24 protein-coding genes are annotated in these 24,422 nt (G+C 63.7%); 18 read left to right on the plus strand and 6 right to left on the minus strand.

The window, feature by feature from the left end:
• Positions 1-110 precede the first annotated feature (110 nt).
• From ftsZ to ACN0RC_RS10045, 12 genes are all read left to right on the plus strand, one after another.
• Positions 111-1,262, plus strand: a complete 1,152-nt coding sequence (gene ftsZ, locus ACN0RC_RS09990) for a cell division protein FtsZ (protein WP_417511271.1) — start codon at positions 111-113, stop codon at positions 1,260-1,262.
• 7 nt (positions 1,263-1,269) lie between these two features.
• Entirely contained in the window at positions 1,270-1,971 is a 702-nt protein-coding gene (locus tag ACN0RC_RS09995) for a YggS family pyridoxal phosphate-dependent enzyme (protein ID WP_417511272.1), read from the plus strand.
• A gap of 41 nt (positions 1,972-2,012) precedes the next feature.
• Positions 2,013-2,483 (plus strand): cell division protein SepF, encoded by a 471-nt coding sequence (locus tag ACN0RC_RS10000; protein ID WP_417511273.1) that lies wholly within the window; start codon positions 2,013-2,015, stop codon positions 2,481-2,483.
• 3 nt (positions 2,484-2,486) lie between these two features.
• Positions 2,487-2,786: a YggT family protein gene (locus ACN0RC_RS10005; RefSeq protein ID WP_417511275.1), complete on the plus strand. Its 300-nt coding sequence runs from the start codon at positions 2,487-2,489 to the stop codon at positions 2,784-2,786.
• A 107-nt stretch (positions 2,787-2,893) separates the two neighbouring features.
• Positions 2,894-3,517 carry a DivIVA domain-containing protein gene (locus ACN0RC_RS10010; protein WP_417511277.1) on the plus strand — a complete coding sequence of 208 codons (624 nt, stop codon included), beginning with the start codon at positions 2,894-2,896 and terminating at the stop codon, positions 3,515-3,517.
• A 9-nt stretch (positions 3,518-3,526) separates the two neighbouring features.
• A complete protein-coding gene (lspA, locus tag ACN0RC_RS10015; protein ID WP_417511278.1) occupies positions 3,527-4,120 on the plus strand; it encodes a signal peptidase II in 594 nt (197 codons plus the stop codon).
• Between the two features lie 2 nt (positions 4,121-4,122).
• A complete protein-coding gene (locus tag ACN0RC_RS10020; RefSeq protein WP_417511280.1) occupies positions 4,123-5,043 on the plus strand; it encodes an RluA family pseudouridine synthase in 921 nt (306 codons plus the stop codon).
• A gap of 103 nt (positions 5,044-5,146) precedes the next feature.
• Entirely contained in the window at positions 5,147-8,614 is a 3,468-nt protein-coding gene (gene dnaE / locus ACN0RC_RS10025; protein WP_417511681.1) for a DNA polymerase III subunit alpha, read from the plus strand.
• Positions 8,615-8,625: 11 nt separating this feature from the next.
• A complete protein-coding gene (locus ACN0RC_RS10030) occupies positions 8,626-9,663 on the plus strand; it encodes a hypothetical protein (RefSeq protein WP_417511282.1) in 1,038 nt (345 codons plus the stop codon).
• A gap of 1 nt (position 9,664) precedes the next feature.
• The gene (gene hisD / locus ACN0RC_RS10035) at positions 9,665-10,993 is read left to right on the plus strand and encodes a histidinol dehydrogenase (protein WP_417511284.1); all 1,329 of its coding nucleotides are present in this window, start codon (positions 9,665-9,667) and stop codon (positions 10,991-10,993) included.
• 4 nt (positions 10,994-10,997) lie between these two features.
• Entirely contained in the window at positions 10,998-11,474 is a 477-nt protein-coding gene (gene nrdR / locus ACN0RC_RS10040) for a transcriptional regulator NrdR (RefSeq protein WP_417511286.1), read from the plus strand.
• Positions 11,475-11,484: 10 nt separating this feature from the next.
• Positions 11,485-12,498, plus strand: coding sequence for a quinone-dependent dihydroorotate dehydrogenase (locus tag ACN0RC_RS10045; RefSeq protein ID WP_417511288.1), 1,014 nt, complete (start codon positions 11,485-11,487; stop codon positions 12,496-12,498).
• Between the two features lies 1 nt (position 12,499).
• Here the strand turns inward: ACN0RC_RS10045 and ACN0RC_RS10050 are convergent, their stop codons facing one another.
• Positions 12,500-13,063 (minus strand): DUF3043 domain-containing protein, encoded by a 564-nt coding sequence (locus tag ACN0RC_RS10050; RefSeq protein ID WP_417511290.1) that lies wholly within the window; start codon positions 13,061-13,063, stop codon positions 12,500-12,502.
• Positions 13,064-13,108: 45 nt separating this feature from the next.
• Between ACN0RC_RS10050 and ACN0RC_RS10055 the strand changes: the two genes are divergently transcribed.
• The 5 genes from ACN0RC_RS10055 (at position 13,109) to ACN0RC_RS10075 (ending at position 18,150) form a co-directional block, all read left to right on the plus strand.
• Positions 13,109-14,512, plus strand: coding sequence for a dipeptidase (locus ACN0RC_RS10055; RefSeq protein ID WP_417511292.1), 1,404 nt, complete (start codon positions 13,109-13,111; stop codon positions 14,510-14,512).
• Between the two features lie 79 nt (positions 14,513-14,591).
• Positions 14,592-14,954 carry an iron-sulfur cluster insertion protein ErpA gene (gene erpA / locus ACN0RC_RS10060; RefSeq protein ID WP_417511294.1) on the plus strand — a complete coding sequence of 121 codons (363 nt, stop codon included), beginning with the start codon at positions 14,592-14,594 and terminating at the stop codon, positions 14,952-14,954.
• A 95-nt stretch (positions 14,955-15,049) separates the two neighbouring features.
• Positions 15,050-15,958 carry a cytochrome c oxidase subunit II gene (coxB, locus tag ACN0RC_RS10065; protein ID WP_417511296.1) on the plus strand — a complete coding sequence of 303 codons (909 nt, stop codon included), beginning with the start codon at positions 15,050-15,052 and terminating at the stop codon, positions 15,956-15,958.
• A gap of 5 nt (positions 15,959-15,963) precedes the next feature.
• On the plus strand, positions 15,964-17,712 hold the full coding sequence (ctaD, locus tag ACN0RC_RS10070) for a cytochrome c oxidase subunit I (protein ID WP_417511298.1): 1,749 nt from the start codon (positions 15,964-15,966) through the stop codon (positions 17,710-17,712).
• Positions 17,713-17,715: 3 nt separating this feature from the next.
• Positions 17,716-18,150 (plus strand): cytochrome c oxidase subunit 4, encoded by a 435-nt coding sequence (locus ACN0RC_RS10075; protein ID WP_417511300.1) that lies wholly within the window; start codon positions 17,716-17,718, stop codon positions 18,148-18,150.
• 109 nt (positions 18,151-18,259) lie between these two features.
• On the opposite strand, the gene ACN0RC_RS10080 is transcribed toward ACN0RC_RS10075, so the two are convergent.
• The 5 genes from ACN0RC_RS10080 to ACN0RC_RS10100 all read right to left on the minus strand — a co-directional run bounded on the left by ACN0RC_RS10080 (position 18,260) and on the right by ACN0RC_RS10100 (position 23,214).
• A complete protein-coding gene (locus ACN0RC_RS10080) occupies positions 18,260-18,679 on the minus strand; it encodes a rhodanese-like domain-containing protein (RefSeq protein WP_417511301.1) in 420 nt (139 codons plus the stop codon).
• Between the two features lie 97 nt (positions 18,680-18,776).
• Positions 18,777-20,588 carry a cytochrome b gene (locus tag ACN0RC_RS10085; protein ID WP_417511303.1) on the minus strand — a complete coding sequence of 604 codons (1,812 nt, stop codon included), beginning with the start codon at positions 20,586-20,588 and terminating at the stop codon, positions 18,777-18,779.
• Complete coding sequence (locus ACN0RC_RS10090; protein WP_417511304.1) at positions 20,585-21,661, minus strand: Rieske 2Fe-2S domain-containing protein; 1,077 nt, start codon at positions 21,659-21,661, stop codon at positions 20,585-20,587. Before ACN0RC_RS10090 ends, ACN0RC_RS10085 begins: the two co-directional genes overlap by 4 nt.
• A gap of 36 nt (positions 21,662-21,697) precedes the next feature.
• Positions 21,698-22,501, minus strand: coding sequence for a c-type cytochrome (locus ACN0RC_RS10095; protein ID WP_417511306.1), 804 nt, complete (start codon positions 22,499-22,501; stop codon positions 21,698-21,700).
• Between the two features lie 20 nt (positions 22,502-22,521).
• Positions 22,522-23,214 carry a cytochrome c oxidase subunit 3 gene (locus tag ACN0RC_RS10100; RefSeq protein ID WP_417511308.1) on the minus strand — a complete coding sequence of 231 codons (693 nt, stop codon included), beginning with the start codon at positions 23,212-23,214 and terminating at the stop codon, positions 22,522-22,524.
• Positions 23,215-23,357: 143 nt separating this feature from the next.
• Here ACN0RC_RS10100 and trpD point away from each other — a divergent pair, with 143 nt between their 5' ends.
• Positions 23,358-24,422, plus strand: coding sequence for an anthranilate phosphoribosyltransferase (gene trpD, locus ACN0RC_RS10105; protein ID WP_417511310.1), 1,065 nt, complete (start codon positions 23,358-23,360; stop codon positions 24,420-24,422).

A 24,422-nucleotide genomic window follows, 5' to 3' on the forward strand; every position in this document is an offset into this window, starting at 1 on the left:
GATCGCGCATACCTTCGATCTTGAGAACGCAATACCGGGAAATACTTTACACCTCTAGTTGAGGTTTAAGGTTCACCTTCTTTCCAGGCTCGAACTATCGGAGGCCGGCCATGAGCCAGAACCAGAACTACCTCGCCGTGATCAAGGTCGTCGGCGTCGGCGGTGGCGGCGTCAACGCCGTCAACCGCATGATTGATCTCGGCCTTCGAGGCGTCGAGTTCATCGCTGTCAACACCGACGCGCAGGCGCTGCTGATGAGTGACGCTGACGTCAAGCTCGACGTGGGCCGCGAGCTCACCCGAGGACTCGGCGCAGGAGCCGACCCCGAGGTCGGACGCCGTGCAGCCGAAGACCACGCAGAAGAGATCGAGCAGGCGCTCACGGGCGCCGACATGGTCTTCGTCACTGCGGGTGAGGGTGGTGGCACCGGTACCGGTGGTGCCCCCGTCGTCGCACGGATCGCGAAGTCGATCGGCGCGCTGACGATCGGTGTCGTCACGAAGCCGTTCTCGTTCGAGGGTCGCCGTCGTCAGAGCCAGGCCGAGCAGGGCGTTGCGAAGCTGAAGGAAGAGGTCGACACTCTCATCGTCGTGCCGAACGACCGTCTGCTGGAGATCAGCGACCGCGGCATCTCGATGATCGAGGCGTTCGCCACGGCCGACCAGGTGCTCCTTGCCGGTGTGCAGGGCATCACCGACCTCATCACCACGCCGGGTCTCATCAACCTCGACTTCGCCGACGTGAAGTCGGTCATGCAGGGTGCGGGCTCGGCTCTCATGGGCATCGGCTCCGCTCGCGGCGCCGACCGTGCGATCAAGGCGGCCGAGCTTGCCGTCGAGTCGCCGCTGCTCGAAGCATCCATCGAGGGCGCGCACGGTGTGCTGCTCTCGATCCAGGGTGGATCGAACCTCGGCATCTTCGAGATCCACGATGCTGCTGACCTCGTCAAGGAAGCGGCGCACCCCGAAGCGAACATCATCTTCGGTACCGTCATCGACGACACCCTCGGCGACGAGGTACGCGTGACGGTTATCGCCGCTGGTTTCGACGGTGGTGAGCCCTCGCAGCGTCTTGACCCGATCATCGTCTCGCGTCCGGAGCCCGCATCGCTTCCTGAGGTCACTCTCTCCGACGAAGAGGCCGAGGCTCCGAAGAGCGCGACGGAGTCCGCTGAGCGACCGGCTGCGCCTCGCGCGGCATCGACGAGCCTCGAGCCGGCCTTCACTGACGATGACATCGACATTCCCGAGTTCCTGAAGTAGGCCCGTTTTGGGTGAACTGGCGCAGCGGCTGTCTGCGATCGATGAGCAGATCGCAGACGCCGCACGCTCGGCGGGCAGAGACCCCGGCGAGATCACGCGCATCGTGGTGACCAAGTTCCACCCGGCTTCTCTCGTACGCGACCTGTACGCACTCGGCGTGCGCGACGTGGGGGAGAACCGGCAGCAGGAGCTCACCGCGAAGCGCGCCGAGATCGCTGACGACCTCGCAGAACTGCGCTGGCACTTCATCGGCCAGGCACAGACGAAGAAGGCCGGCGTCATACGGCGAGGTGCGGATGCCGTGCACTCGGTCGATCGTGCGAAACTCGCCGATTCGCTGCATCGGGCGGCGCAGTCCGTTGACTCAGCGGACCAGCGAGTGCTCGACGTGCTCCTGCAGGTCAATCTCACACAGGATGAGGGGCGCGGGGGAATCGAGCCGGATGCCGCGGCAGAGCTCGCTGACCACATCCTCACGCTGCCCTCGCTGCGGCTGCGTGGAGTGATGGGAGTCGCTCCACTGGATGAGCCGCCGGCGGCAGCCTTCGAAAGGCTGCGTGGCGTCTCAGACGTCGTCCGCCTGAGCAAGCCGAATGCCACCTGGATCTCCGCCGGCATGACCGGCGACTTCACTGAGGCGATTGCCGCAGGTGCGACACACCTGCGGATCGGCTCCGCAATCACGGGACCCCGGCCAGACCGGGGTTAACCTCGAAACAGATCAGCCCACGTTCGAACACGGAGGACACGATGGGAAACCCGCTGAAGAAGACCATGGTGTACCTGGGACTCGCCGATGAGGAAGAGGCCTACGAGGAGCAGCTCGCTCCGGCACCCGCACGCGCGCAGCGTGAGCGTGACCAGAGCGAACCCGCTCCGGCACCTGTCACCCCGCTGCGTCGCCCCGTCGCCGTGCGCCAGCCGTCGGCCGGTGCGGTCAACGAGATCCTCACTGTGCACCCCAAGCAGTACCGTGACGCGCAGCTGATCGCCGAGAGTTTCCGCGAGGGCATTCCGGTGATCATCAACCTGTCGCAGATGTCGGATGCTGATGCACGCCGTCTGATCGACTTCGCGAGCGGTCTGTCCCTCGGACTGTACGGCCGGATCGAGCGCGTCACCAGCAAGGTGTTCCTGCTCTCGCCCGAGAACATCGCTGTCTCGGGGCACGGCGGCATCGCAAGCGCTGACCCGGAGTCCGCGGGCTTCGACCAGTCCTGATCCGTGGCCGGGGTGGTCTCCTGGATCGCATCGATCATTCACTTGATCCTGCTGATCTACATCTTCGTGCTGTTCGCGCGGCTCATTCTTGATTACATTCCGCTGTTCAATCGCGGTTGGCGACCCAAGGGTGCTGGTCTCGTAGCTGCTGAGGCGGTCTACACGGTCACTGACCCGCCGATCCGGCTGTTCCGACGCTTCATTCCTCCACTGCGAATCGGAACGTTGGCACTCGATTTCGGGTTCACTTTCACCATGCTCGCAGTGCTGATTTTGATGTCCATCGTGCGGCAATTCATCTGATCGGGACTATGCTGTCACGAGGCGCGCGCCCCGGGTACGCGCCTCATCAATAACACGCCATGCTTCAGACACTGGCAACAGAACTCATCGAAAGAGGAGCCGAGATAATGGCACTGACCCCGGATGACGTCGTCACCAAGTCGTTCCAGCACGTTCGTTTCAAGGACGGCTTCGACCCGGACGAGGTCGATGACTTCCTCGACGAAATCGTCGTCGAGTGGCGCAAGACGCTGGAAGAGAACGCTGAGCTGAAGGCGAAGCTCGCCGCCTACGAGTCCGGTGAGACACCCGCCGAGGCTCCCGCCGCAGCGGCTCCGGCCGCCGAGCAGGCCGCTGTTATCGAGGAAGCTCCGGCTCCCGTCGCTGCAGTCCCGGCAGCACCTGTCGAGACCGCAACCGGCTCCACGACCGCCACTGCCGGCATCATCGAGCTGGCCCAGCGCCTGCACGATGAGCACGTCGCAGAGGGCGAGGCGAAGAAGAGCCAGCTCATCTCCGAGGCTCAGGCCGAGGTCGACCGCATCCAGAGTGAAGCTCAGGTCAAGCAGCGTGAAGAGTCGGCTCGTCTCGAGCGCGAGCGCAACACGCTCGAGGCTCGGATCACGGAACTCCGCAACTTCGAGCGCGACTACCGCACGCAGCTGCGCAGCTACATCGAGGGCCAGCTCCGCGACCTCGACGAGAAGTCGACTTCGACCGACTCGACACCGGTTTCGGCGATCGGGCTGTAGGTCAGCCCTTTGGTCGAACATCGTCCGATTCGTCGGTCGGCGGCCGGCATCATCGTCGCGATTCTCGCGGTGGTGGTGCTGGCCGCCGATCAGTTTGTGAAGTACCTCACGGTCGAGAACCTGCCTCTCCACGAGGTGGTCCCCGTGATCGGCGAGTTCTTCCAGCTGTATTACATTCGCAACTCCGGCGCAGCGTTCTCGCTCGGCAGCGAGGTGACGTGGATCTTCACGATCGCCCTCACCGTTGTCGCAGCGATCATCGTCTGGAAGGCCTTCGGGTTACAGTCCAGGCTCTGGGCCATTGTTCTCGGGTGCCTGCTCGGCGGTGTGCTCGGCAATCTCACAGATCGGCTCTTTCGGGAGCCGGGCTTCGCCGTAGGCCACGTCGTCGACATGATCTCGATGCCGTGGATGATGCCCGCGATCTTCAACGTCGCCGACATCTTCATCGTGTGCGGCATGATCTCGGTCGCGCTGCTGGTGATTCTCGGCATCCGCTTCGACGGCACGCGCGAGAAGGACCACGTCGAGTCCGAGGCTCTCGAGTCCGAGACTGCCGAATCTGGGATCTCCGAGGCCGAGGCCACTGAGAAGGGCAACTGATCGTGGAATCACGGTCGTTGCCCGTGCCGGACGGGCTTGAGGGCGCACGCGTCGATGCGGCGCTTGCGAAGATGCTCGGCTTCTCGCGAACCTTCGCCGCTGACGTGATCTCCGCAGGCGGAGTGCGTCTCGATGGCGCGGTTCTCGACAAATCCGACCGCCTGCGCAGCGGCGGATGGCTGGATGTCGAATGGCAGCCGAAGCAGGCGCCGGTGATCATTCCGATCGAAGTGCCAGAGCTCGGCATCGTCTACCACGATGACGACATCGTCGTCATCGACAAGCCGACAGGCGTTGCAGCCCACCCGTCCGTGGGGTGGGAGGGACCGACAGTTCTCGGCGCTCTCGCCGGAGCAGGGTTCCGGATCGCCACCAGCGGTGCGGCCGAGCGTGCTGGCATCGTCCACAGGCTCGATGTCGGCACGAGCGGGTTGATGGTGGTCGCAAAGACCGAGTCGGCGTACACGGCGCTCAAGCGCGCGTTCAAAGAGCGCACGGTCGAGAAGATCTATCACGCAGTGGTCCAGGGGCATCCGGACCCGTTGGCAGGGACGATCGAGGGCCCGATCGGGCGGCATCCGAATCACTCTTGGAAGTTCGCCGTCATTCCCGATGGCAAGCCGTCGGTGACCCACTACGAGACGCTCGAGGCGTTCCCCGGGGCCTCGCTGCTGGAGATTCACCTCGAGACGGGGCGCACGCATCAGATCCGCGTGCACATGGCCGCACACCGGCATCCGTGCGTCGGCGATCCGCTCTACGGGGCAGACCCGACTCTCTCTGCGCGCTTGGGGCTGACGAGGCAGTGGCTGCACGCGCACAAGCTCGCATTCACGCACCCGGCGACAGGGGAGTGGGTGCAGTTCGAGTCCGGCTATCCGGCCGACTTCGAGCATGCCCTCGGGATTCTGCGCGGAGACTGACGGGTTTCAGGTGGGCGGGGGCCCGGTGTCTGGCCCTCGACGTAGACTCGAAGGCGTGGCATCTGACTCTTTCGTACACCTGCACGTTCACAGCGAATACTCGATGCTCGATGGTGCCGCGAAGATCAACGCGATGACGCAGGCGGCCGCCGATTACGGCATGCCAGCCATCGCCGTGACCGACCACGGCAACACCTTCGCAGCCTTCGAGTTCTACAACGCGGCCAAGAACGCGGGCGTCAAGCCGATCATCGGCCTCGAAGCGTACGTCACCCCCGGCACCCATCGCAGCGACAAGTCCCGAATCGCATGGGGCTCTCCGGATCAGAAGAGCGACGACGTCTCCGGTTCCGGCGCGTACACCCACACGACGATGTGGAGCCAGAGCACCGAGGGCATGCACAACCTCTTCCGACTGAGCTCACTGTCGAGCCTCGAGGGGTACTACTTCAAGCCCCGGATGGACCGCGAGCTGCTGCAGAAATACGGCAAGGGCCTGATCGCGACGACAGGGTGCCCCTCCGGTGAGATCCAGACCCGTCTGCGCCTGGGTCAGTACGACGCCGCGCGCGCCGCCGCCGCTGAGTTCCAGGACATCTTCGGCAAAGAGAACTACTTCGCCGAGATCATGGACCACGGGCTCTCGATCGAACGCCGTGTGATCAGCGATCTGCTGAAGATCTCGAAGGACCTGAACATTCCACTGGTCGCGACGAACGACTCGCATTACACGCACCAGCATGAGGCCGATGCGCACGCAGCGCTCCTGTGCGTGCAGTCCGGCTCGACGATGGACGACCCGAACCGGTTCAAGTTCGACGGTGACGGCTACTACATCAAGACGGCGCAGGAGATGCGCCAGATGTTCCGTGATCATCCCGAGGCGTGTGACAACACTCTCCTCATCGCCGAGCGGTGCGAAGTCGAGTTCAACACGGCGGCGAACTACATGCCGCGCTTCCCGGTTCCCGACGGCGAGACCGAAGACAGCTGGCTCGTCAAAGAGGTCGAGCTCGGGCTGCACCACCGCTATCCCCACGGCATCCCGGACCAGGTTCGCAAACAGGCCGAGTACGAGACCGGCATCATTTTGCAGATGGGGTTCCCCGGCTACTTCCTCGTCGTCGCCGACTTCATCAACTGGGCCAAGGACAACGGCATCCGTGTCGGGCCCGGCCGTGGTTCTGGAGCGGGATCTATGGTCGCCTATGCGATGAAGATCACTGACCTCGACCCGCTTGAGCACGGTCTCATCTTCGAGCGCTTCCTCAACCCTGACCGTGTCTCGATGCCCGACTTCGACGTCGACTTCGATGACCGGCGCCGCGGCGAGGTGATCGACTACGTCACCGCGAAGTACGGCTCAGAACGCGTTGCACAGATCGTCACCTACGGCACGATCAAGTCCAAGCAGGCGCTCAAGGACGCCGGACGCGTGCTCGGCTTCCCCTTCAGCATGGGAGAGCGTCTGACCAAGGCCATGCCGCCACCGGTCATGGGCAAGGACATGCCGCTGGACGGCATGTTCGACAGCAAGCACCCTCGCTACAAAGAGGCGAGCGAGTTCCGGGCGCTCATCGAGACCGACCCCGAAGCGAAGACGGTGTTCGACCGCGCGATCGGTCTTGAGGGGCTGAAGCGCCAGTGGGGCGTGCACGCGGCCGGTGTGATCATGTCGTCTGAGCCGCTGCTCGACATCATCCCCATCATGAAGCGTGAGCAGGACGGCCAGATCGTCACGCAGTTCGACTACCCGTCGTGCGAGGCACTCGGTCTGATCAAGATGGACTTCCTGGGGCTGCGAAACCTCACGATCATCTCTGACGCGCTCGACAACATCCGCACGAACCGAGGGGAAGAGGTCGATCTCGAGCATCTCGAACTCGATGACCGCCCCTCGTACGACCTGCTGACCCGAGGCGATTCGCTGGGAGTCTTCCAGCTCGACGGCGGTCCGATGCGCTCACTGATGCGGCTGATGAAGCCAGACAACTTCGGTGACATCTCGGCTCTCATCGCGCTGTACCGCCCTGGTCCCATGGGAGCGAACTCGCACACGAACTACGCGCTGCGCAAGAACGGTCTGCAGCCGATCAGTCCCATTCACCCCGAGCTCGAAGAGCCTCTGAAAGAGATCCTCGAGGAGTCCTACGGCCTGATCATCTATCAGGAGCAGGTGATGGCCATCGCGCAGAAGGTCGCTGGCTTCACGCTCGGTCAGGCAGACATTCTGCGCCGTGCGATGGGCAAGAAGAAGAAGTCAGAGCTCGACAAGCAGTACGAGGGCTTCCACGGCGGAATGCGCTCGAACGGTTTCGGTGATGCGGCAGTCAAGGCGCTGTGGGACATCCTGCTACCGTTCTCGGACTACGCATTCAACAAGGCGCACTCGGCGGCATACGGACTCGTGTCGTACTGGACCGCGTATCTGAAGGCGCATTACCCCGCTGAGTACATGGCGGCGCTGCTCACGAGCGTCGGCGACTCCAAAGACAAGATGGCGATCTACCTCAACGAGTGTCGCCGTATGGGCATCAAGGTGCTGCCGCCCGACGTCCGCGAGTCGATCAACTACTTCGCCGCAGTGGGCGAGGATATCCGCTTCGGTCTCGGAGCGGTGCGCAACGTCGGCAGCAACGTCGTCGATGGCATCATCGCAGCGCGCGAGAAAGACAACTTCGACTCCTTCCACGACTTCCTGAAGAAGGTTCCGCTGCATGTCTCGAACAAGCGCACGGTCGAGTCGCTGATCAAAGCCGGTGCATTCGATTCCATGGGCGACACGCGCCGGGCGCTGATGGAGATCCATGAGGATGCCACAGAGGCCGCGGTCGACCAGAAGCGCAATGAGGCGCAGGGCGCGATCGGATTCGACTTCGACAGCCTCTACGATGCACAGGAGGCGCCGCCGGCGAAGGTCCCGGATCGGCCTGAGTGGATCAAGAAGGACAAGCTCGCCTTCGAGCGCGAGATGCTCGGGCTCTACGTCTCGGATCATCCGCTGGCAGGTTTGGAGGTTCCGCTGGCGAAGCACGCGTCCATCTCCATTCACAACTTGCTCGCATCAGAAGATCTCCAGGATGGCGACCAGGTGACCGTCGCGGGGCTGGTCACGAGCGTTCAGCACCGCGTCGCGAAGGCCAGTGGAAACCCCTACGGCATGATCACGATCGAGGACTTCAATGGCGAGGTCACTGTGATGTTCATGGGCAAGACCTACACAGAGTTCCAGCACACGCTGCAGCAAGACGCCATCCTCGCGGTCCGCGGTCGTGTGTCACGACGCGACGACGGCTTGAATCTGCATGCCCAATCCGCGTTCGCTCCCGACGTCGGCTCGTTCGACACTGCCGGGCCGCTCTCGCTCCTGCTGGCAGAGCAACGCGCGACGGAACATGTGATGAACGAACTCGCCGAGGTGCTGCGCAGGCACAACGGTGAAACTGAGGTCGTGCTGCGCGTGCATCGTGGGCAGACGGCGAAGGTGTTCGATGTGCCGATGCCGGTGAAAGTCTCTGCGGATCTGTTCGGTGACCTGAAATCGCTGCTCGGCCCAACCTGCCTCGGGTAGTATCGAGACCCATGAGTACGGACGCACCGGAAGAGCTCTTCTCCGACGAGGACGGCGTTCTCTACGCCGAACAGGTCATCCCTCAACCCGGCATACTGGGGTTCACGTTGCGTGAACTGCTCATCGTCGCCGCATGGCTGGTGCTGTTCGTCGTCTCGTTCATCCCTGTCGGATGGGGTTCCGCGCTGTGGCTGCAGGGCATCAGCTGGATCATCCCGCTCGGTCTGCCGACCGTCGCTGTCTTCCTGGTCGTTCTCCGTCGGTTCTCGCCTGAGGGGATCCGCAGAGTGGGATCACTGGGAATAGACCAGTTCGCCTCGGTGGTGTTCTCGATCGCCGCCCTCTGGTGGGTCCAGGTCATCTGGGAATTCGTCTCGGCCTCCGTGCTCAACGGCTCGTATGGGGTGATCTGGGTGCCGTGGGTGCAGCTGGCAGCGCTCGTCATGCTCGTCGTCGTCACCGTCTTCGCCCCGATCATCCCGGGGCTCCGTGAAGACTTCCGCGGTCGCCTTGTCACTCTCGCGCACCGCAACGCCAACCCCGTGCGTCCTGTGGTCGCCCGTCCTCGTCCTGAGCGCACGACGCAGCGCACCACGACCGCGGCAGCGATCGCCGATGGCGTTGAGCTCGACGCTGAGATCGCCGACTCATTCGATGAGGAGTCGGTCGACGAGATCACTCATGAGACCGTCGAGCAGCAGGATCTCGGAGGCAGCATCCCGCTGACCGAGCACGCCTCAGGTGGGGCGATCGGTGCGGCCATCGATCTCGACGACGACTACGTTCCCACCTACCGTCGTTCTTCCAACGAGACGCTCGTCATCGAGGATGACCCGGTTATCGAGGCAGAAAACCGCCAGCCTCAGCCGTTCTGGGCGCTCGCTCCCACCGAGCGCGACGTCGTCGATGAGCAGGGGGAACCGCTGTTCCGCATCGGTCCGGATGCCTGGGCTCTCGTCGTCGAAGATCGAGGAGGTGCCTACGTCATCCGACATGATGACGGACGCATCGGTTACCTCCACGAAATCGCAGACATCACGAAAGGCTGACGTGCGCACGATCGATCTTCGAGGGCAGCAGCTCTCGCCGGCAGACATGCTCGCAGCCGTCCCGCGCGCAGCTCAGGCGCGCGCAGAAGCGCTCGAGACCGCGGTGCGAATCGTTGAAGACGTTCGCACCGATGGGCAGGCAGCTCTCCGCGCTCAGGCCGAGAAATTCGATCGCGTCACTGGGCACGAGATCCGCGTGCCCGCGCAGCACATCCAGGATGCTGTCCAGTCGCTGACTCCGCAGATCAGGGCAGCACTCGAAGAGGCGATTCGCCGCGTGCGCCAGGCATCCGCAGCGCAGGTGCCTGATACCCGTGTGACGCAGATCGGCGACGGCGCGCTCATTACGCAGCGCTGGCAGCCGGTGAACCGGGTCGGTGTGTACATTCCCGGAGGCAAAGCGGTCTATCCGTCGAGCGTGATCATGAACGTCGTGCCCGCGCAGGTCGCAGGGGTGCAGCAGATCGCGCTGGCTTCACCGCCGCAGGCAGATCAAGACGGTCGCATCCACCCGACGATTCTTGCTGCGGCCGGGCTGCTGGGGATCACCGAGATCTACGCGATCGGCGGTGCGGGCGCAATCGGCGCCTTCGCGCATGGTGTGGCCGATCTCGATCTGGATCCCGTTGATGTCGTCTCCGGTCCGGGCAACAACTACGTCGCCTCGGCCAAGCGCGCAGTGGCAGGCGTCGTGGGAACGGACTCCGAGGCTGGAGCGACCGAGATCCTCATTGTCGCCGATGGTGCCGCAGACGCGCGACTCATCGCTGCCGATCTCGTGAGCCAGGCCGAGCACGATGAGCAGGCATCCGCCGTCTTCGTCACCGACGATGCGTCTCTTGCCGAGCGCGTCACCGCTCACCTCGCAGAGCTCGCCGCAGCGACGAAGCACGCCGAGCGTGTCGACGTTGCACTGTCGGGTCCGCAGTCCGCGATCGTCCTCGTCGACGATCGCGCGATGGCTGCGGCATTCAGCAACGCCTATGCGCCGGAGCACCTCGAGCTGCACCTCGAAGATGCGCAGGAAGCAGCGGGAACGTTTACCAGTGCGGGAGCGATCTTCGTCGGCGATCAGACACCGGTGAGCCTCGGAGACTACATGGCGGGGAGCAACCACGTGCTGCCGACCGGGGGACAGGCGCGCTATGCGCCCGGGCTCGGTGCCTATACCTTCCTGCGTCCCCAGCAGGTCATCTCGTACAACCACTCTGCCCTCGCAGCGGTGCGTGAAGGCGTCGTCGCGCTGGCGAACGCTGAGGTGCTCCCCGCTCACGGCGAGGCAATCGAAGCGCGCTTCCAGGAAGGCGACGGCGCAGCGACTACGCTGTAACACCATGCACTGTCCCTTCTGCCGCCATCCTGATTCTCGTGTGATCGACTCTCGTACCAGCGATGACGGACTTTCGATCCGCAGGCGCAGGCAGTGCCCGGAGTGCGGTGGCAGATTCACTACGACCGAGACCGCGAGCCTCAACGTGATCAAGCGCTCCGGGGTCATGGAGTCGTTCAGCCGTGAGAAGGTCATCTCGGGAGTGCGCAAGGCCTGCCAGGGGCGCCCCGTGACAGAGGCAGACCTCGCCGTCCTCGCGCAGCGGGTAGAAGAGGCCGTGCGTCAGACCGGTGTCTCACAGCTCGATGCCAACGAGATCGGCCTGGCCATTCTCGGGCCGCTGCGCGATCTCGATGAGGTCGCCTACCTGCGGTTCGCTTCGGTCTACCAGGCCTTCGAGTCGCTGGAGGACTTCGAGACGGCGATCACTGATCTGCGGGCCGACCACGCGAGGTCAGAGGCAACAGCCGCCGACGGGTAATCTGGCAGGGATGTATCCCTTCCTCTTTCGCACCGTTCTGTCGCGCTTCGATCCTGAGTTCGCGCACCACGCCGGGATGGCTGTCATCCGAGTCCTCGGTGCCCCGCCATTCTCGTGGGCTGCACGTGCGCTGTGTGCGCCGGCTCCGGGAGCGCAGGTTCATGCGCTCGGTCTTGCCTTCGACTCGCCGTTCGGAGTAGCGGCCGGCTTCGACAAGAACGCAGTGGGCGTGCGTGGCCTTGGGGCTCTGGGATTCGGTCATGTCGAGATCGGCACCGTGACGGCCATCCCACAGGATGGCAACCCGAAACCGCGCCTGTTCCGCCTCGTGCCCGACCGTGCCGTGATCAACCGAATGGGCTTCAACAACGCAGGTGCGGATGCCGCGGCGAAACGGCTTGCGAAGCTGCGGCGCCGTCGCCCGAAGACGATCATCGGCGTCAATATCGGCAAGAGCCGGGTCGTCGACGTCGAGAACGCGACAGCCGACTATGTCGAGAGCGCTGCGAAGCTCGCGCCGCTGGCTGACTATCTCGCCGTCAACGTCTCCTCACCGAATACCCCAGGCCTTCGCGGTCTGCAGGCCGTTGAGACCCTCGCGCCCCTGCTGCGAGCGGTGAAGGCAGCAGCGGGCGGAACGCCATTGCTGGTGAAGATCGCCCCAGATCTCTCCGACGACGAGATCGCCGCAATCGCGCGACTCGCCGTCGCCGAGGGTCTCGACGGCATCATCGCTCACAATACGACGATCGGTCGCGAGGGGCTTGTGACCGATCCAGCGGTCGTCGAAGCAGCCGGCGCAGGCGGGCTTTCTGGCGCCCCGCTGCGTGAACGTTCGCTGGAGGTGCTGCGCGTCGTCCGCGAAGCCGTCCCGAGCGAGTTCTGTGTGATCTCCGTCGGGGGAGTGGAGACAGCATCCGACGTTCGCGAACGACTGGATGCCGGCGCCACCCTCGTTCAGGGATACACGGCCTTCCTCTACCGCGGCCCACTGTGGGCGCGGCAGATCAACCGAGGGCTGTGAATCAGGCGGGGTACTGGCCGCGCTTGACCTGAGGCTTGGGCAGGCGCATGAAGCGCATCTGCAGTGAGCGCATCGCTGCGTACCAGCCAAGGCCCTTCTCGAGACGGTCCTTGCCGAACTTCGCGGCGGCCTTCTTCTTCACGCGCCCACCGAGGATGACCATGCCGAGCACGGCGAGCACGATGAAGGCCCAGAGTCCGATGAAGGCGTAGAACGAGAACGTCGGGTCCGGTACGAGCGAGACGAGGATGACGACGACCATCAGTGCCATCACCCATTCGGACAGATGCCAGCCAGCATCCACGTAGTCACGCACCCAGCGGCGCTGCGGGCCCTTGTCGCGGGGAGGTAGGTACTTGTCCTCGCCCGCGGCCATGCCTGCCTGCGCTCGATCCCGCTGCTCGCGCAGCTGCACCTTGGCGGCAGCGCGTGCTTCCTTGGTGTCGGCGACGAGTGGGCGGCGGCGAGCGGCTTCGCGCTCCGCACGAGTCGGCGTCGGCCGTCCCTTGCCGGCGACCGGGGCCTCGGGGGACTCGTCGTTCGTCGATGGGGTGGAAGTGGCCACGGAACTCCTCGAATCAGAATGCGGTGAAGCCTTAAGATTACTCGCATGACTTCTGTCCCGCCCACAGCTGGCCCCGATACCGAATCCGCTGTCACCGAGGCGGTGAACCTCGGCATCCCGAGCGCATTGTCAGACCTTGGTGATCTTGTGCGCATCCCGGGCATCGCCTGGCCATCATTCGACCAGACGCAGCTCGAGCGCAGCGCGGAGCGCGTCGCCGAACTCGCCAGAGAAACAGGCGTCTTCGATGAGGTGCGCGTCTTGCGCGCCGCTGTGCCGGGGACTGATGAGATGGGCCAGCCGGCCGTTCTCGCTACGCGCGCTGCGCGCAACGGCAAGCCCACGATTCTGCTCTACGCCCACCACGATGTGCAGCCTCCGGGAGATGACGCGCTGTGGGAGACCTCGCCATTCGAGCCGACTGTGCGCGACGGGCGGCTCTATGGTCGCGGTGCGGCAGACGACAAAGCGGGCATCATGTCGCACATCGCTTCTCTGCGCGCAGTGCGCGAAGTGCTCGGCGGTGACTTCGATCTCGGCGTGTCGATGTTCATCGAAGGTGAGGAAGAATACGGCTCACGCTCGTTCACTCAGTTCCTCAGCGACAACGCCGATGCCCTGCGTGCCGACGCGATCGTCGTGGCGGACTCGGGTAACTGGGACTCGACCACCCCGGGGCTCACCGTCTCGCTGCGAGGAAACGCACGATTCACGCTCACGGTGCGCACGCTGGATCACGCATCCCACTCCGGGATGTTCGGGGGAGCGGTGCCCGACGCGATGATGGCAACCGTGCGGCTGCTGTCGACGCTGTGGGATGCTGACGGCGCCGTCGCTGTGGCGGGTCTGACTGAACGCGATGCGCCGACGCCCGAGTACGGCGAAGCCACCCTGCGCGACGAGACCGGCCTGCTTCCCGGTGTCACCCCGATCGGTCGCGACAGCATTCTGAGCCGTATCTGGAACAAGCCGTCCGTGACGGTCATCGGAATCGACGCGACGAGTGTGGAAGCGGCATCCAACACTCTGCTTCCCGAGGTCTCTGTGGTCATCAGCGCTCGCGTTGCACCGGGACAGAGCGGTGAGGAGGCGTATGCAGCTTTGGAGAAGCACCTTCGCGAGAATGAGCCGTTCGGCGCGCAGCTGACGTTCTCCGACGTCGATCTCGGCAACGGGTTCCTCGTCGACACCAGCGGATGGGCAGTATCGATGGCCCGCCAGGCGATGGCAGACGGCTACGGCGCCGAACCGGTCGATCTCGGCGTCGGCGGCTCCATTCCGTTCATCGCCGACCTCGTTCGCGAGTTCCCCGAGGCGCAGATCCTCGTGACCGGGGTAGAAGACCCGTATTCGAGAGCGCACAGCCCGAACGAATCTCTGCACCTCGAGACGTTCCGCCACGCGGTGCTGACCGAAGCGCTCATGCTCACCCGGATGAATGCGCGCTGAAGGAGCCTTCTTCGGCACCCGGCGGTAGAATCACAGATAAGCCAGCCGTGCGTACGCGCGGCCTGTCATAAGGAGCGACATGAGCGACACGACCATCACTTCCGAGACCAAGACTCCCCATGGCGTCACCCTCACCTCTGCCGCTGCGACGAAGGTGAAGAACCTTCTGGAGCAGGAGGGCCGCGATGATCTTCGTCTGCGCGTCGCAGTCCAGCCCGGCGGATGCTCAGGGCTCATCTACCAGCTCTACTTCGACGAGCGCTACCTCGACGGCGACGAGACCATTGACTTCGACGGCGTAGAGGTCATCGTCGACAACATGAGCGTTCCGTATCTCGATGGGGCTGCCATCGACTTCAAGGACACGATCTCCGAGCAGGGTTTCACGATCGACAACCCCAATGCGGCTGGCAGCTGCGCCTGCGGCGACAGCTTCCACTGAACATAAGCCGTGTCCAGCCTGCGTGGTTGGCATGAATCAGGTGTGAGCTTGCCCTAGACTGGGTGAGCCCTGTCCGCGATCTTGAAAGGTGCATCGTGCCCTCGAAACGCCGCCTTCGTTGGGCCGCTATTCCTGTAGGAATTGCGGCAGCCGTGGCCCTGGCGGGATGTTCTCCCACCGAGCTTCACGGATTCCTCCCGGGCTTTGTAGAAGACGGCACTGCCGCCACGAACCAGACCGACCGTGTCGCGTCGCTCTGGGTGAACTCGTGGATCGTGCTTCTCGTCGTCGGTCTCATCACCTGGGGCCTCATGGGCTGGGCCGCGATCGCATACCGCCGCCGTAAAGGCCAGACCGGCCTTCCGGTCCAGATGCGGTACAACATGCCGATCGAGATCTTCTACACGGTGATCCCGCTGATCCTCGTCGGTGCGATGTTCTTCTTCACCGCGCGAGACCAGGCCGAGATCGAGACGCAGTGGGGTGACGACGCCGATGTGCAGATCACCGCGATCGGCAAGCAGTGGGCGTTCGACTTCATGTACGCGGGCGACGATGACGATCTCTCTGACGCCGTGTGGACCATGGGTGTCCAGGCTCAGCCCGACACCGACGGAAACATCGACAAGGAAGCGCTTCCGACGCTCGTTCTCCCCGTCGACCAGAAGGTGCAGATCAGCCTTCAGTCGCGCGATGTCGCTCACTCGTTCTGGATCATCGACTTCCTTTACAAGAAGGACATGTTCATCGGCAAGGACAACTCCTGGTCCTTCATCCCGACTCGTGTCGGCGAGTACGACGGCAAGTGCGCCGAGCTGTGCGGCGAATACCACTCCATGATGATGTTCAACGTCAAGGTCGTCGAGCAGGATGAGTACGACGCCTACATCGAAGACCTCCGTGATGAGGGCAACGTCGGCGACATCAACAACGCGTATGACCGACTCGGCAACCTCCCGGGCACTGGTGCTCCGGGTACGGACTCCGAGGAAGAGGGAGAGTAATCCTCATGACTACCACCACTGAGGCACCCAGCCAGCCGGCTGGTGCTCGCCCCACTGCGCTCCCGGCCCGTCAGGCCGCTCTGCTGAGTTCGTCTCGAACTGAGCAGAAGGGCAACATCGTCGTAAAGTGGCTCACGTCCACCGACCACAAGACGATCGGGTACATGTACCTGATCAGCTCTGTGCTGTTCTTCCTCCTCGGTGGTGTGATGGCTCTTGTCATCCGTGCCGAGCTGTTCGCTCCTGGAATGCAGATCGTTCCCACCAAGGAGCAGTACAACCAGCTGTTCACGATGCACGGCACGATCATGCTGCTGATGTTCGCGACGCCGTTGTTCGCAGGCTTCGCGAACGCGATTCTGCCGCTTCAACTCGGCGCGCCCGACGTGGCGTTCCCGCGACTGAACGCCTTCGCGTTCTGGCTCTTCGGCTTCGGCTCGATCATCGCGGTCGCCGGCTTCCTCACCCCGCAGGGTGCGGCTTCGTTCGGCTGGTTCGCTTATCAGCCGCTTGCTAATGCATCGTTCTCGCCAGGCGCAGGTGGAAACCTGTGGATGGTCGGCCTCGGAATGTCCGGTTTCGGAACGATCCTCGGAGCCGTGAACTTCATCACCACCGTCATCACGATGCGTGCACCGGGTATGACCATGTGGCGCATGTCGATCTTCTCGTGGAACACGCTGATCACCAGCCTGTTGATCCTGATGGCCTTCCCGGTGCTCGCCGCAGCGATCTTCGCCGCCGCCGCCGACCGCATCCTCGGTGCGCACGTCTATGACCCGGCCAATGGTGGTGTGCTCCTATGGCAGCACCTGTTCTGGTTCTTCGGGCACCCAGAGGTGTACATCATCGCGTTGCCGTTCTTCGGTATCGTCTCTGAGATCTTCCCGGTGTTCAGTCGCAAGCCGATCTTCGGGTACAAGACGCTGATCTACGCGACCATCTCGATCGCAGCTCTGTCGGTCTCTGTGTGGGCTCACCACATGTACGTGACCGGTGGCGTGCTGCTACCGTTCTTCGCGCTGATGACGATGCTGATCGCAGTGCCGACCGGTGTGAAGATCTTCAACTGGATCGGAACGCTCTGGCGAGGTTCGGTCACGTTCGAGACGCCCATGGTGTTCTCGCTCGGCTTCCTGGTCTCGTTCGTGTTCGGTGGCCTGACCGGTGTCATCCTCGCCTCGCCGCCGCTGGACTTCCACATCAGCGACACGTACTTCGTGGTGGCGCACTTCCACTACGTCGTGTTCGGAACCGTTGTGTTCGCCATGTTCGCCGGCTTCTACTTCTGGTGGCCGAAGTGGACGGGACGCATGCTCAACGAGCGACTCGGCTACGTGCACTTCTGGATGCTGTTCATCGGCTTCCACATGACGTTCCTCATCCAGCACTGGCTGGGTGTCGATGGCATGGTGCGTCGTTACGCGGACTACTCCGCAGCTGATGGCTGGACATGGGGGAACCAGGTCTCCACTATTGGTGCGATTCTCCTCGGTGCCTCGATGCTGCCGTTCTTCCTGAACGTCTGGATCACTGCTCGTAAGGCGCCCAAGGTCACGGTCAACGACCCGTGGGGCTACGGTGGATCGCTCGAGTGGGCGACCAGCTGCCCGCCGCCGCGCCACAACTTCACGTCGATCCCGCGTATCCGCAGCGAGCGTCCGGCGTTCGACCTGAACCACCCCGAGGCTGCAGAGCACCCGGTCGGTGTTGCGGAGCCTGCTATGTCCGGTGCGAACGGAGAGGCCAAGTAAGCCATGCGCTCGAATATTGTCGTCTGGTGGATCCTCGCCGTCTTCTTCCTGGTGGTCTCGGCCGCCTACACGGTGTGGCACGTTCTCGCGTATCCCGAGCTCGTCGGTGCAGCGAAGGTGGAGTGGGTCGGTACGATCTCGCTTCTGTTCATCGCCTTCATGTCCGCGATGATCGGGGTCTACCTCGACCGCACGTACAAGGCACAGGGCGGCGAGCTGCCCGAGGACATCCTGACCGCTGACATCGATGACGGTGACCCGGAGCTCGGCGAGTTCAGCCCGTGGTCCTGGTGGCCGATGGTGCTGGCTGCGTCAGCAGGTGTGTTCCTGGTCGGTATGGCCGTCGGACAGTTCCTGCTCCCGATCGGTGTGGCGATCTTCCTCGTCGCGATCGTCGGATGGGTCTACGAGTACTACCGCGGACACTTCGCTCGCTGAGTCAGTCCCGTAAGACAGAGAGAACGCCCCGGAGAATTTCTCCGGGGCGTTTCTTCGTGCGCTGATGAGGCGCGATGACTGCCGCTTCGCTGCTCTCCGGGCGGAGGTGTCAGGCGCGGGTACGGATGCGGGGGACTCCGGTGAGCGGGTCGATGGGGCGGCGGTGCACACCATCGTGATCCTCGACGGGGTAGCCTTCGCGCGCCCAGTACTCGAACCCGCCGATCATCTCGCGGACGTCGTAGCCGAGCTTGGCGAACTCCAGCGCACCCTTGGCACCGGCGTTGCAGCCGGGGCTCCAGCAGTAGACGACAACACGGGCCTCGCGGGGGATCTCTTGCGGCGCACGCGTGGCGATCTCGCTGTAGTGCATGTGGATGGCTCCTGAGGCGCGCCCCTGCGCCCATGCTTCGTCGGAGCGGACATCGATGACCACGACGTCTTCTCCTGCCTTCTGGGCGGCGTACACGTCGCTGGCGTCGGTCTCGTAGGAGAGCTTGGCGGTGAAGAATTCGGCGCGATCGATCATGGCCCCAGCCTATTCCCGCGTGGCGGCATCAGGCGCTGGTGTAACGCAGAAGGCCCCATCCAAACTGGACGGGGCCTTCTGCTGGGGGAGCGGGCGGCTACTTGTCGCTCTCACTCTTCTTCGGCTTCTTCACCGGGTCAGTCGCGATGACCGAGCTCGGAGTGTTCGGCGTTTCACCGATGTGCGTTTCGGCGTCAGGCTGCAGCGGGGCATCCGGAGCGCCAGCACGCTCGTGAGCGCCCTGGATCTCGGCTGCCTCGGTCTCCGCCACGTCGGCGGACACATGGTGCTGGTGGGCGTCTGCAGCCGTGATCTCGGCCTGGGTGAGGGGTGAGAGACGGTCTTCGTAGAACCAGCGAGACATCGAGGAACGCAGGTTCTGCGTCCACGGGATGCGTCCCTTGGCGTTGGGGCGCACGACGAGGGGCTCGTAGCCTTCGACGTCGATGAGCTTCCAACGGTCGTACTGGTCGACCGGCTGGTGAACCTCGATGTACTCGCCACCGGGAAGGCGGACGATACGACCGGACTCGTAGCCGTGCAGAACGATCTCGCGGTCCTTCTTCTGCAGCGCGATGCAGATGCGCTTGGTGACGAAGTAGCCGAGGATCGGGCCGACGAACAGCAGCGCCTGCAGCGAGTGGATCACACCTTCCATCGTGAGGTGGAAGTGCGTCGCCATGAGGTCAGACGATGCCGCGGCCCACATCACTGCGTAGAAGATGACGCCAGCGACACCGATCGCGGTACGCGTCGCGGCGTTGCGCGGACGCTCAGCGATGTGGTGCTCGCGCTTGTCGCCGGTCACCCAGGCCTCGATGAACGGATAGATGGCCACGGCGACGATGAACAGTCCGAGGATGGCGACCGGAATCAGGATGCCGAACGACCAGGTGTGGTTCAGGAAGACGACGTCCAGGTGCGGCGGCGCAAGACGCAGCGCGCCATCGGCGAAGCCGATGTACCAGTCAGGCTGCGTTCCCGCAGACACCGGGGAGGGGTCGTAGGGGCCGTAGTTCCAGACCGGGTTGATCTGGAAGAAGGTCGCAATGAGCACGATCGCACCGAAGACGATGAAGAGGTATCCACCCATCTTCGACATGTACACCGGCATCATCGGGAAGCCGACGACGTTGTCGTTCGTGCGGCCGGGGCCGGCGAACTGAGTGTGCTTGTTGACGATCATCAGCATCAGGTGAACGACGATCAGACCGATCACGAGCAACGGCAGCAGCAGAATGTGCAACGTGTACAAACGTCCGACGATGTCGGTTCCTGGGAACTCGCCTCCGAACAGCAGGAACGAGGTCCACGTGCCGATCAGGGGGAGACCCTTGATCATTCCGTCGATGATGCGCAGACCGTTACCCGAGAGCAGGTCGTCAGGCAGCGAGTAACCGGTGAAGCCCTCAGCCATTGCCAGGATGAACAGCACGAAGCCGATTACCCAGTTCAGCTCGCGGGGCTTGCGGAATGCACCGGTGAAGAACACGCGGAGCATATGGATGCCGATTCCAGCGACGAAGACCAGAGCGGCCCAGTGGTGGATCTGACGGACCAGCAGTCCGCCACGCAGGTCGAACGAGATGTGCAGCGTCGACTCGAGCGCGGCCGACATCTCGATGCCTCGCATCGGAGCGTACGCACCGGTGTAGTGCGTCTCGACCATCGACGCATCGAAGAAGAACGTCAGGAACGATCCGGAGATGAAGACGACGACGAAGCTCCACAGAGCGATCTCGCCGAGCATGAAGGACCAGTGGTCGGGGAAGATCTTCCGACCCAGCTCCTTGACGAAGCCGGAAAGGCTCGTGCGCTCGTCGATGTAGTTCGCGGTCGCTCCGACGAAGCGGCCGCCGAGGGGCGCCTTGTTGTCGTTGTCCTCTTTAGACAGCGTTGCGGTGCTCAATGGCGCTCCCAGAAGCTCGGGCCAACAGGCTCAGTGAAGTCGCTGCGCGCGACGAGGTAGCCGTCATCATCGACCGTGATCGGCAACTGCGGCAGTGGGCGCGCAGCCGGGCCGAAGATGACCTTGGCGTGATCGGTGACATCGAACTGCGACTGGTGGCAGGGGCACAGCAGGTGATGCGTCTGCTGCTCGTAGAGGGCGACGGGGCATCCGACGTGCGTGCACACCTTGGAGTAGGCGACGATGCCGTCGTAGGACCAGTCCTTGCGGTCTTCTGCCTCGATGAGCTGCTCCGGGCGGAGGCGCATCATCAGCACGATCGCCTTGGCTTTCTCTTCGAGGTAGCCATCGTGGTGGGAGAGCGTGGCGAGATCCTCGGGGATCACGTGGAACGCGGATCCCAGCGTGACATCCGCCGCGCGAATCGGTGTGCCGTCCGGGTCTCGGACCAGACGCTGGCCCTTGTCCCACATCGTCTGCTTGAGCAGTGCGACGGGGTCGCCGGCGATGGGGTCATCAGGCGTGCTGTGCGGTGCCAGGCCGCGGAACAGCGCGACACCCGGAACGATGGAGGCAACGAGCGCGGCGATCAGCGAGTTGCGGATCATCGTGCGGCGACCGAAGCCGGACTCCTCATTCGCGTCAGCAAAGACTTGGATGGCCGCTTCACGCGTGTCGTCCTTGCCGCGGGTCGGGTGGCGGTACTCGATGTGCTCCTTGTCGCTCATGAGCGCCTTGGACCAGTGAATCGCGCCGATTCCGATGGAGAGCAGAGCCAGGGCGATGCCCAGACCGATGAAGAGGTTGTTGTTGCGGATTGACGTCAGCGAACCATCTTCGATCGGGAACAGCATGTAGGCGGCGACCGCCCAGATGCTGCCCGCCAGCGACAGATAGAACAGCGTGTAGACGGTTCGTGCCGCGCGCTTCTCTGCTTTCGGGTCCTTGTCCGTCATCCGCTCGCGATGCGGCGGCAGACCCGGATTCTGCACGGGATCGTTGACTGCGACGCCCAGCCCAGGGGAGGGCTGGTAGGCCCTGTCAAGGGCCTGCGAGTCGTCGTCGTGTGCCATGGTGCTCCTCGTACGTTCCTCTTCGATGAATATGCGTCAGTTGGACTTCGCCGTGATCCACACGGTGACAGCGACAAGGCCGCCGATGCCGAAGATCCAGATGAACAGACCTTCCGAAACCGGGCCGAGTGAGCCGAGCGTGAAGCCACCGATCTGAACCTCCTGCTGCTGGAAGAGCAGAGCGGAGATGATGTCGCGCTTGTCGGTGTCGGACAGGTTCATGTCGCTGAAGACAGGCATGTTCTGCGGGCCGGTGACCATGGCGGCGTAGATGTGCAGTGCGCTCGTGCCCGTCAGAGCCGGGGCGTACTTGCCCTCGGTGAGAGCACCACCTGCGGCTGCGACGTTGTGGCACATCGCGCAGTTGACGCGGAACAGCTCGGCGCCGTGTGCGACGTCGCCTTCGCCGTCGAGGATCTCGTCTGCAGGGTAGGAGGGGCCGGGAGCGATGCTCTGGACGTAGGACGCCATGGCATCGATCTGGTCGTGCGTGAACTGCACGGGCTTCTGGGGTGCCTGCGGTCCCTGCATCTGCAGCGGCATGCGACCAGTTGCCACCTGGAACTCGACGGCCAGCTCGCCCACGCCGTAAAGGCTCGGGCCCTCTGCTGTGCCCTGCAGGTCAAGACCATGACAGGTGGCGCAGTTCGCCTGGAACAGCTTCTTGCCATCGTCGACGGTGAGCTGGGTGCTCGCCGATGTGGGTGTTTCGGTTGCGGCCATCGCTGCCGATGCTCCGGCGTAGATACCGCCAGTGATCAGGAGTCCCGCTCCGATCAGAGCCGCAGCGGCCAGGGGGCTACGGCGTCCGCTTGAGCGACGCTTCTTCTCTCGTGCCATTTCGCAGGTCAGCTCCGCTCTTATTTCAGGAAGTAGATGACGAAGAACAGCACGATCCAGACGACGTCGACGAAGTGCCAGTAGTACGACACGACGATCGAGGAAGTCGCCTCCTTGTGCGTGAAGTTCTTGACCGCGTACGCCCGTCCGATGACGAGGAGGAACGCGATGAGTCCGCCGGTGACGTGGAGGGCGTGGAAGCCCGTGGTGATGTAGAACGCCGATGCGTAGGCGTCGGCCTGGATCGGCAGGCCTTCAGCGACGAGCTGCGCGTACTCCCAGACCTGGCCCGAGACGAAGATCGCGCCGAGGGCGAAGGTGACCCAGAACCACTCGACCATTCCCCATCCGAAGAGGCGGCGACGGCCTGCGCCGTTCACCTGGCCCTTCTTGATGCGGTAGGACTGCAGGTCTTCTGCCGCGAACACACCCATCTGGCATGTCACAGACGAGAAGACGAGGACGGCGGTGTTGACTGCGGCAAACGGAACGTTCAGCAGCTCGGTGCGGTCGGCCCACAGTTCTGGTGAGGTACTGCGGAGGGTGAAGTAAATCGCGAACAGTCCCGCGAAGAACATCACCTCGCTGCCGAGCCACACGATGGTGCCGACAGCTACCGGGTTCGGGCGCTTGATCGTTCTTGCCGCCGGGGCATAGGTCGCTGAGGTGGTCACCTCTCCATTATGGCCGATCCCCGGGTGTGATTCTTGCATCGGTCGAACCCGTTTCGCTGACCTCTTACTTAGGGGACCCTAAGAAAACACTGCGAATTCCCGGTGAATTCAAGGGAAAACCATGAAGTCCCGTCGTTACACCGGGGCGCGGGGAATTTATTCTCGCCGATAGGATCACTGTCATGGCTGAATCCCTGACCTGGCCCGATGTCCTCACCGCCCTTCTGGAGGGCCGCGACCTCAGCGTGTGGGAGTCGACGTGGGCGATGCGGCAAGTGATGCAGGGCAATGTGTCCGATGCGAAGCTCGCTGGTTTCCTCATCGCGCTCCGCGCGAAGGGCGAGACGATCGACGAGGTCGTCGGCTTCCGCGATGCGATCCTCGAATCAGCAGTGCCGCTTCCGGTCTCCTCCAACGTTCTCGACATCGTGGGGACAGGCGGCGATCGGGTAGGCACCGTCAACGTGTCGACGACGGCGGCTGTCATCATCGCAGCGACGGGGATCCCCGTCGTCAAGCACGGCAATAGGGCTGCGAGCTCAGCATCCGGTTCTTCCGATGTACTCGGAGCGCTCGGACTGCAGCTGTCCCTCTCGCCCGATGACGTCGCATCCGTTCTTGACCGAACCGGCATCACGTTCGCGTGGGCTGCAGCGTTCCACCCCGGCTTCAAGCACGCGGGCGCGGCTCGCGCAGATCTCGGCGTGCCGACGGTGTTCAACATGCTGGGGCCACTCTGCAACCCTGCGCGCGCCGAAGCGAACGCGGTAGGCGTCGCGCAGCTCGAGCGTGTTCCGCTCATCACCGGGGTGTTCCGCACCCGCGGCGCCACTGCGCTGGTGTTCCGCGGCGACGACGGTCTGGATGAACTGACCACCACCGGCCACAGCCGTATCTGGGAGGTCTCGCGCGGTGACATCCACGAGCATGACCTCGACCCCCGTGATCTCGGCATCCCGACAGCAGAACTCGCCGACCTGCTCGGCGGCTCTCCCGAACACAACGCCGGGGTGCTGCGCGACACGCTTGTCGGCACCAAGGGCGCTGTTCGCGACATCGTGCTGCTCAATGCTGCTGCTGGAATCGTCGCGTTCGAGCTGTCGCAGGACGCGACGCAGGTGACGCGCCCGATCCTCGAGCGCCTCGGCGAAGCGTTCGAACGTGCAGAAGCCGCAGTCGACGACGGCAGCGCAGCGGCGAAGCTCGATGCCTGGGTCGGCGCGACGCGCGAGCTCGCCACCGCCTGA

This window comes from Microbacterium sp. (assembly GCF_048259935.1).
GTDB lineage: Bacteria > Actinomycetota > Actinomycetes > Actinomycetales > Microbacteriaceae > Microbacterium.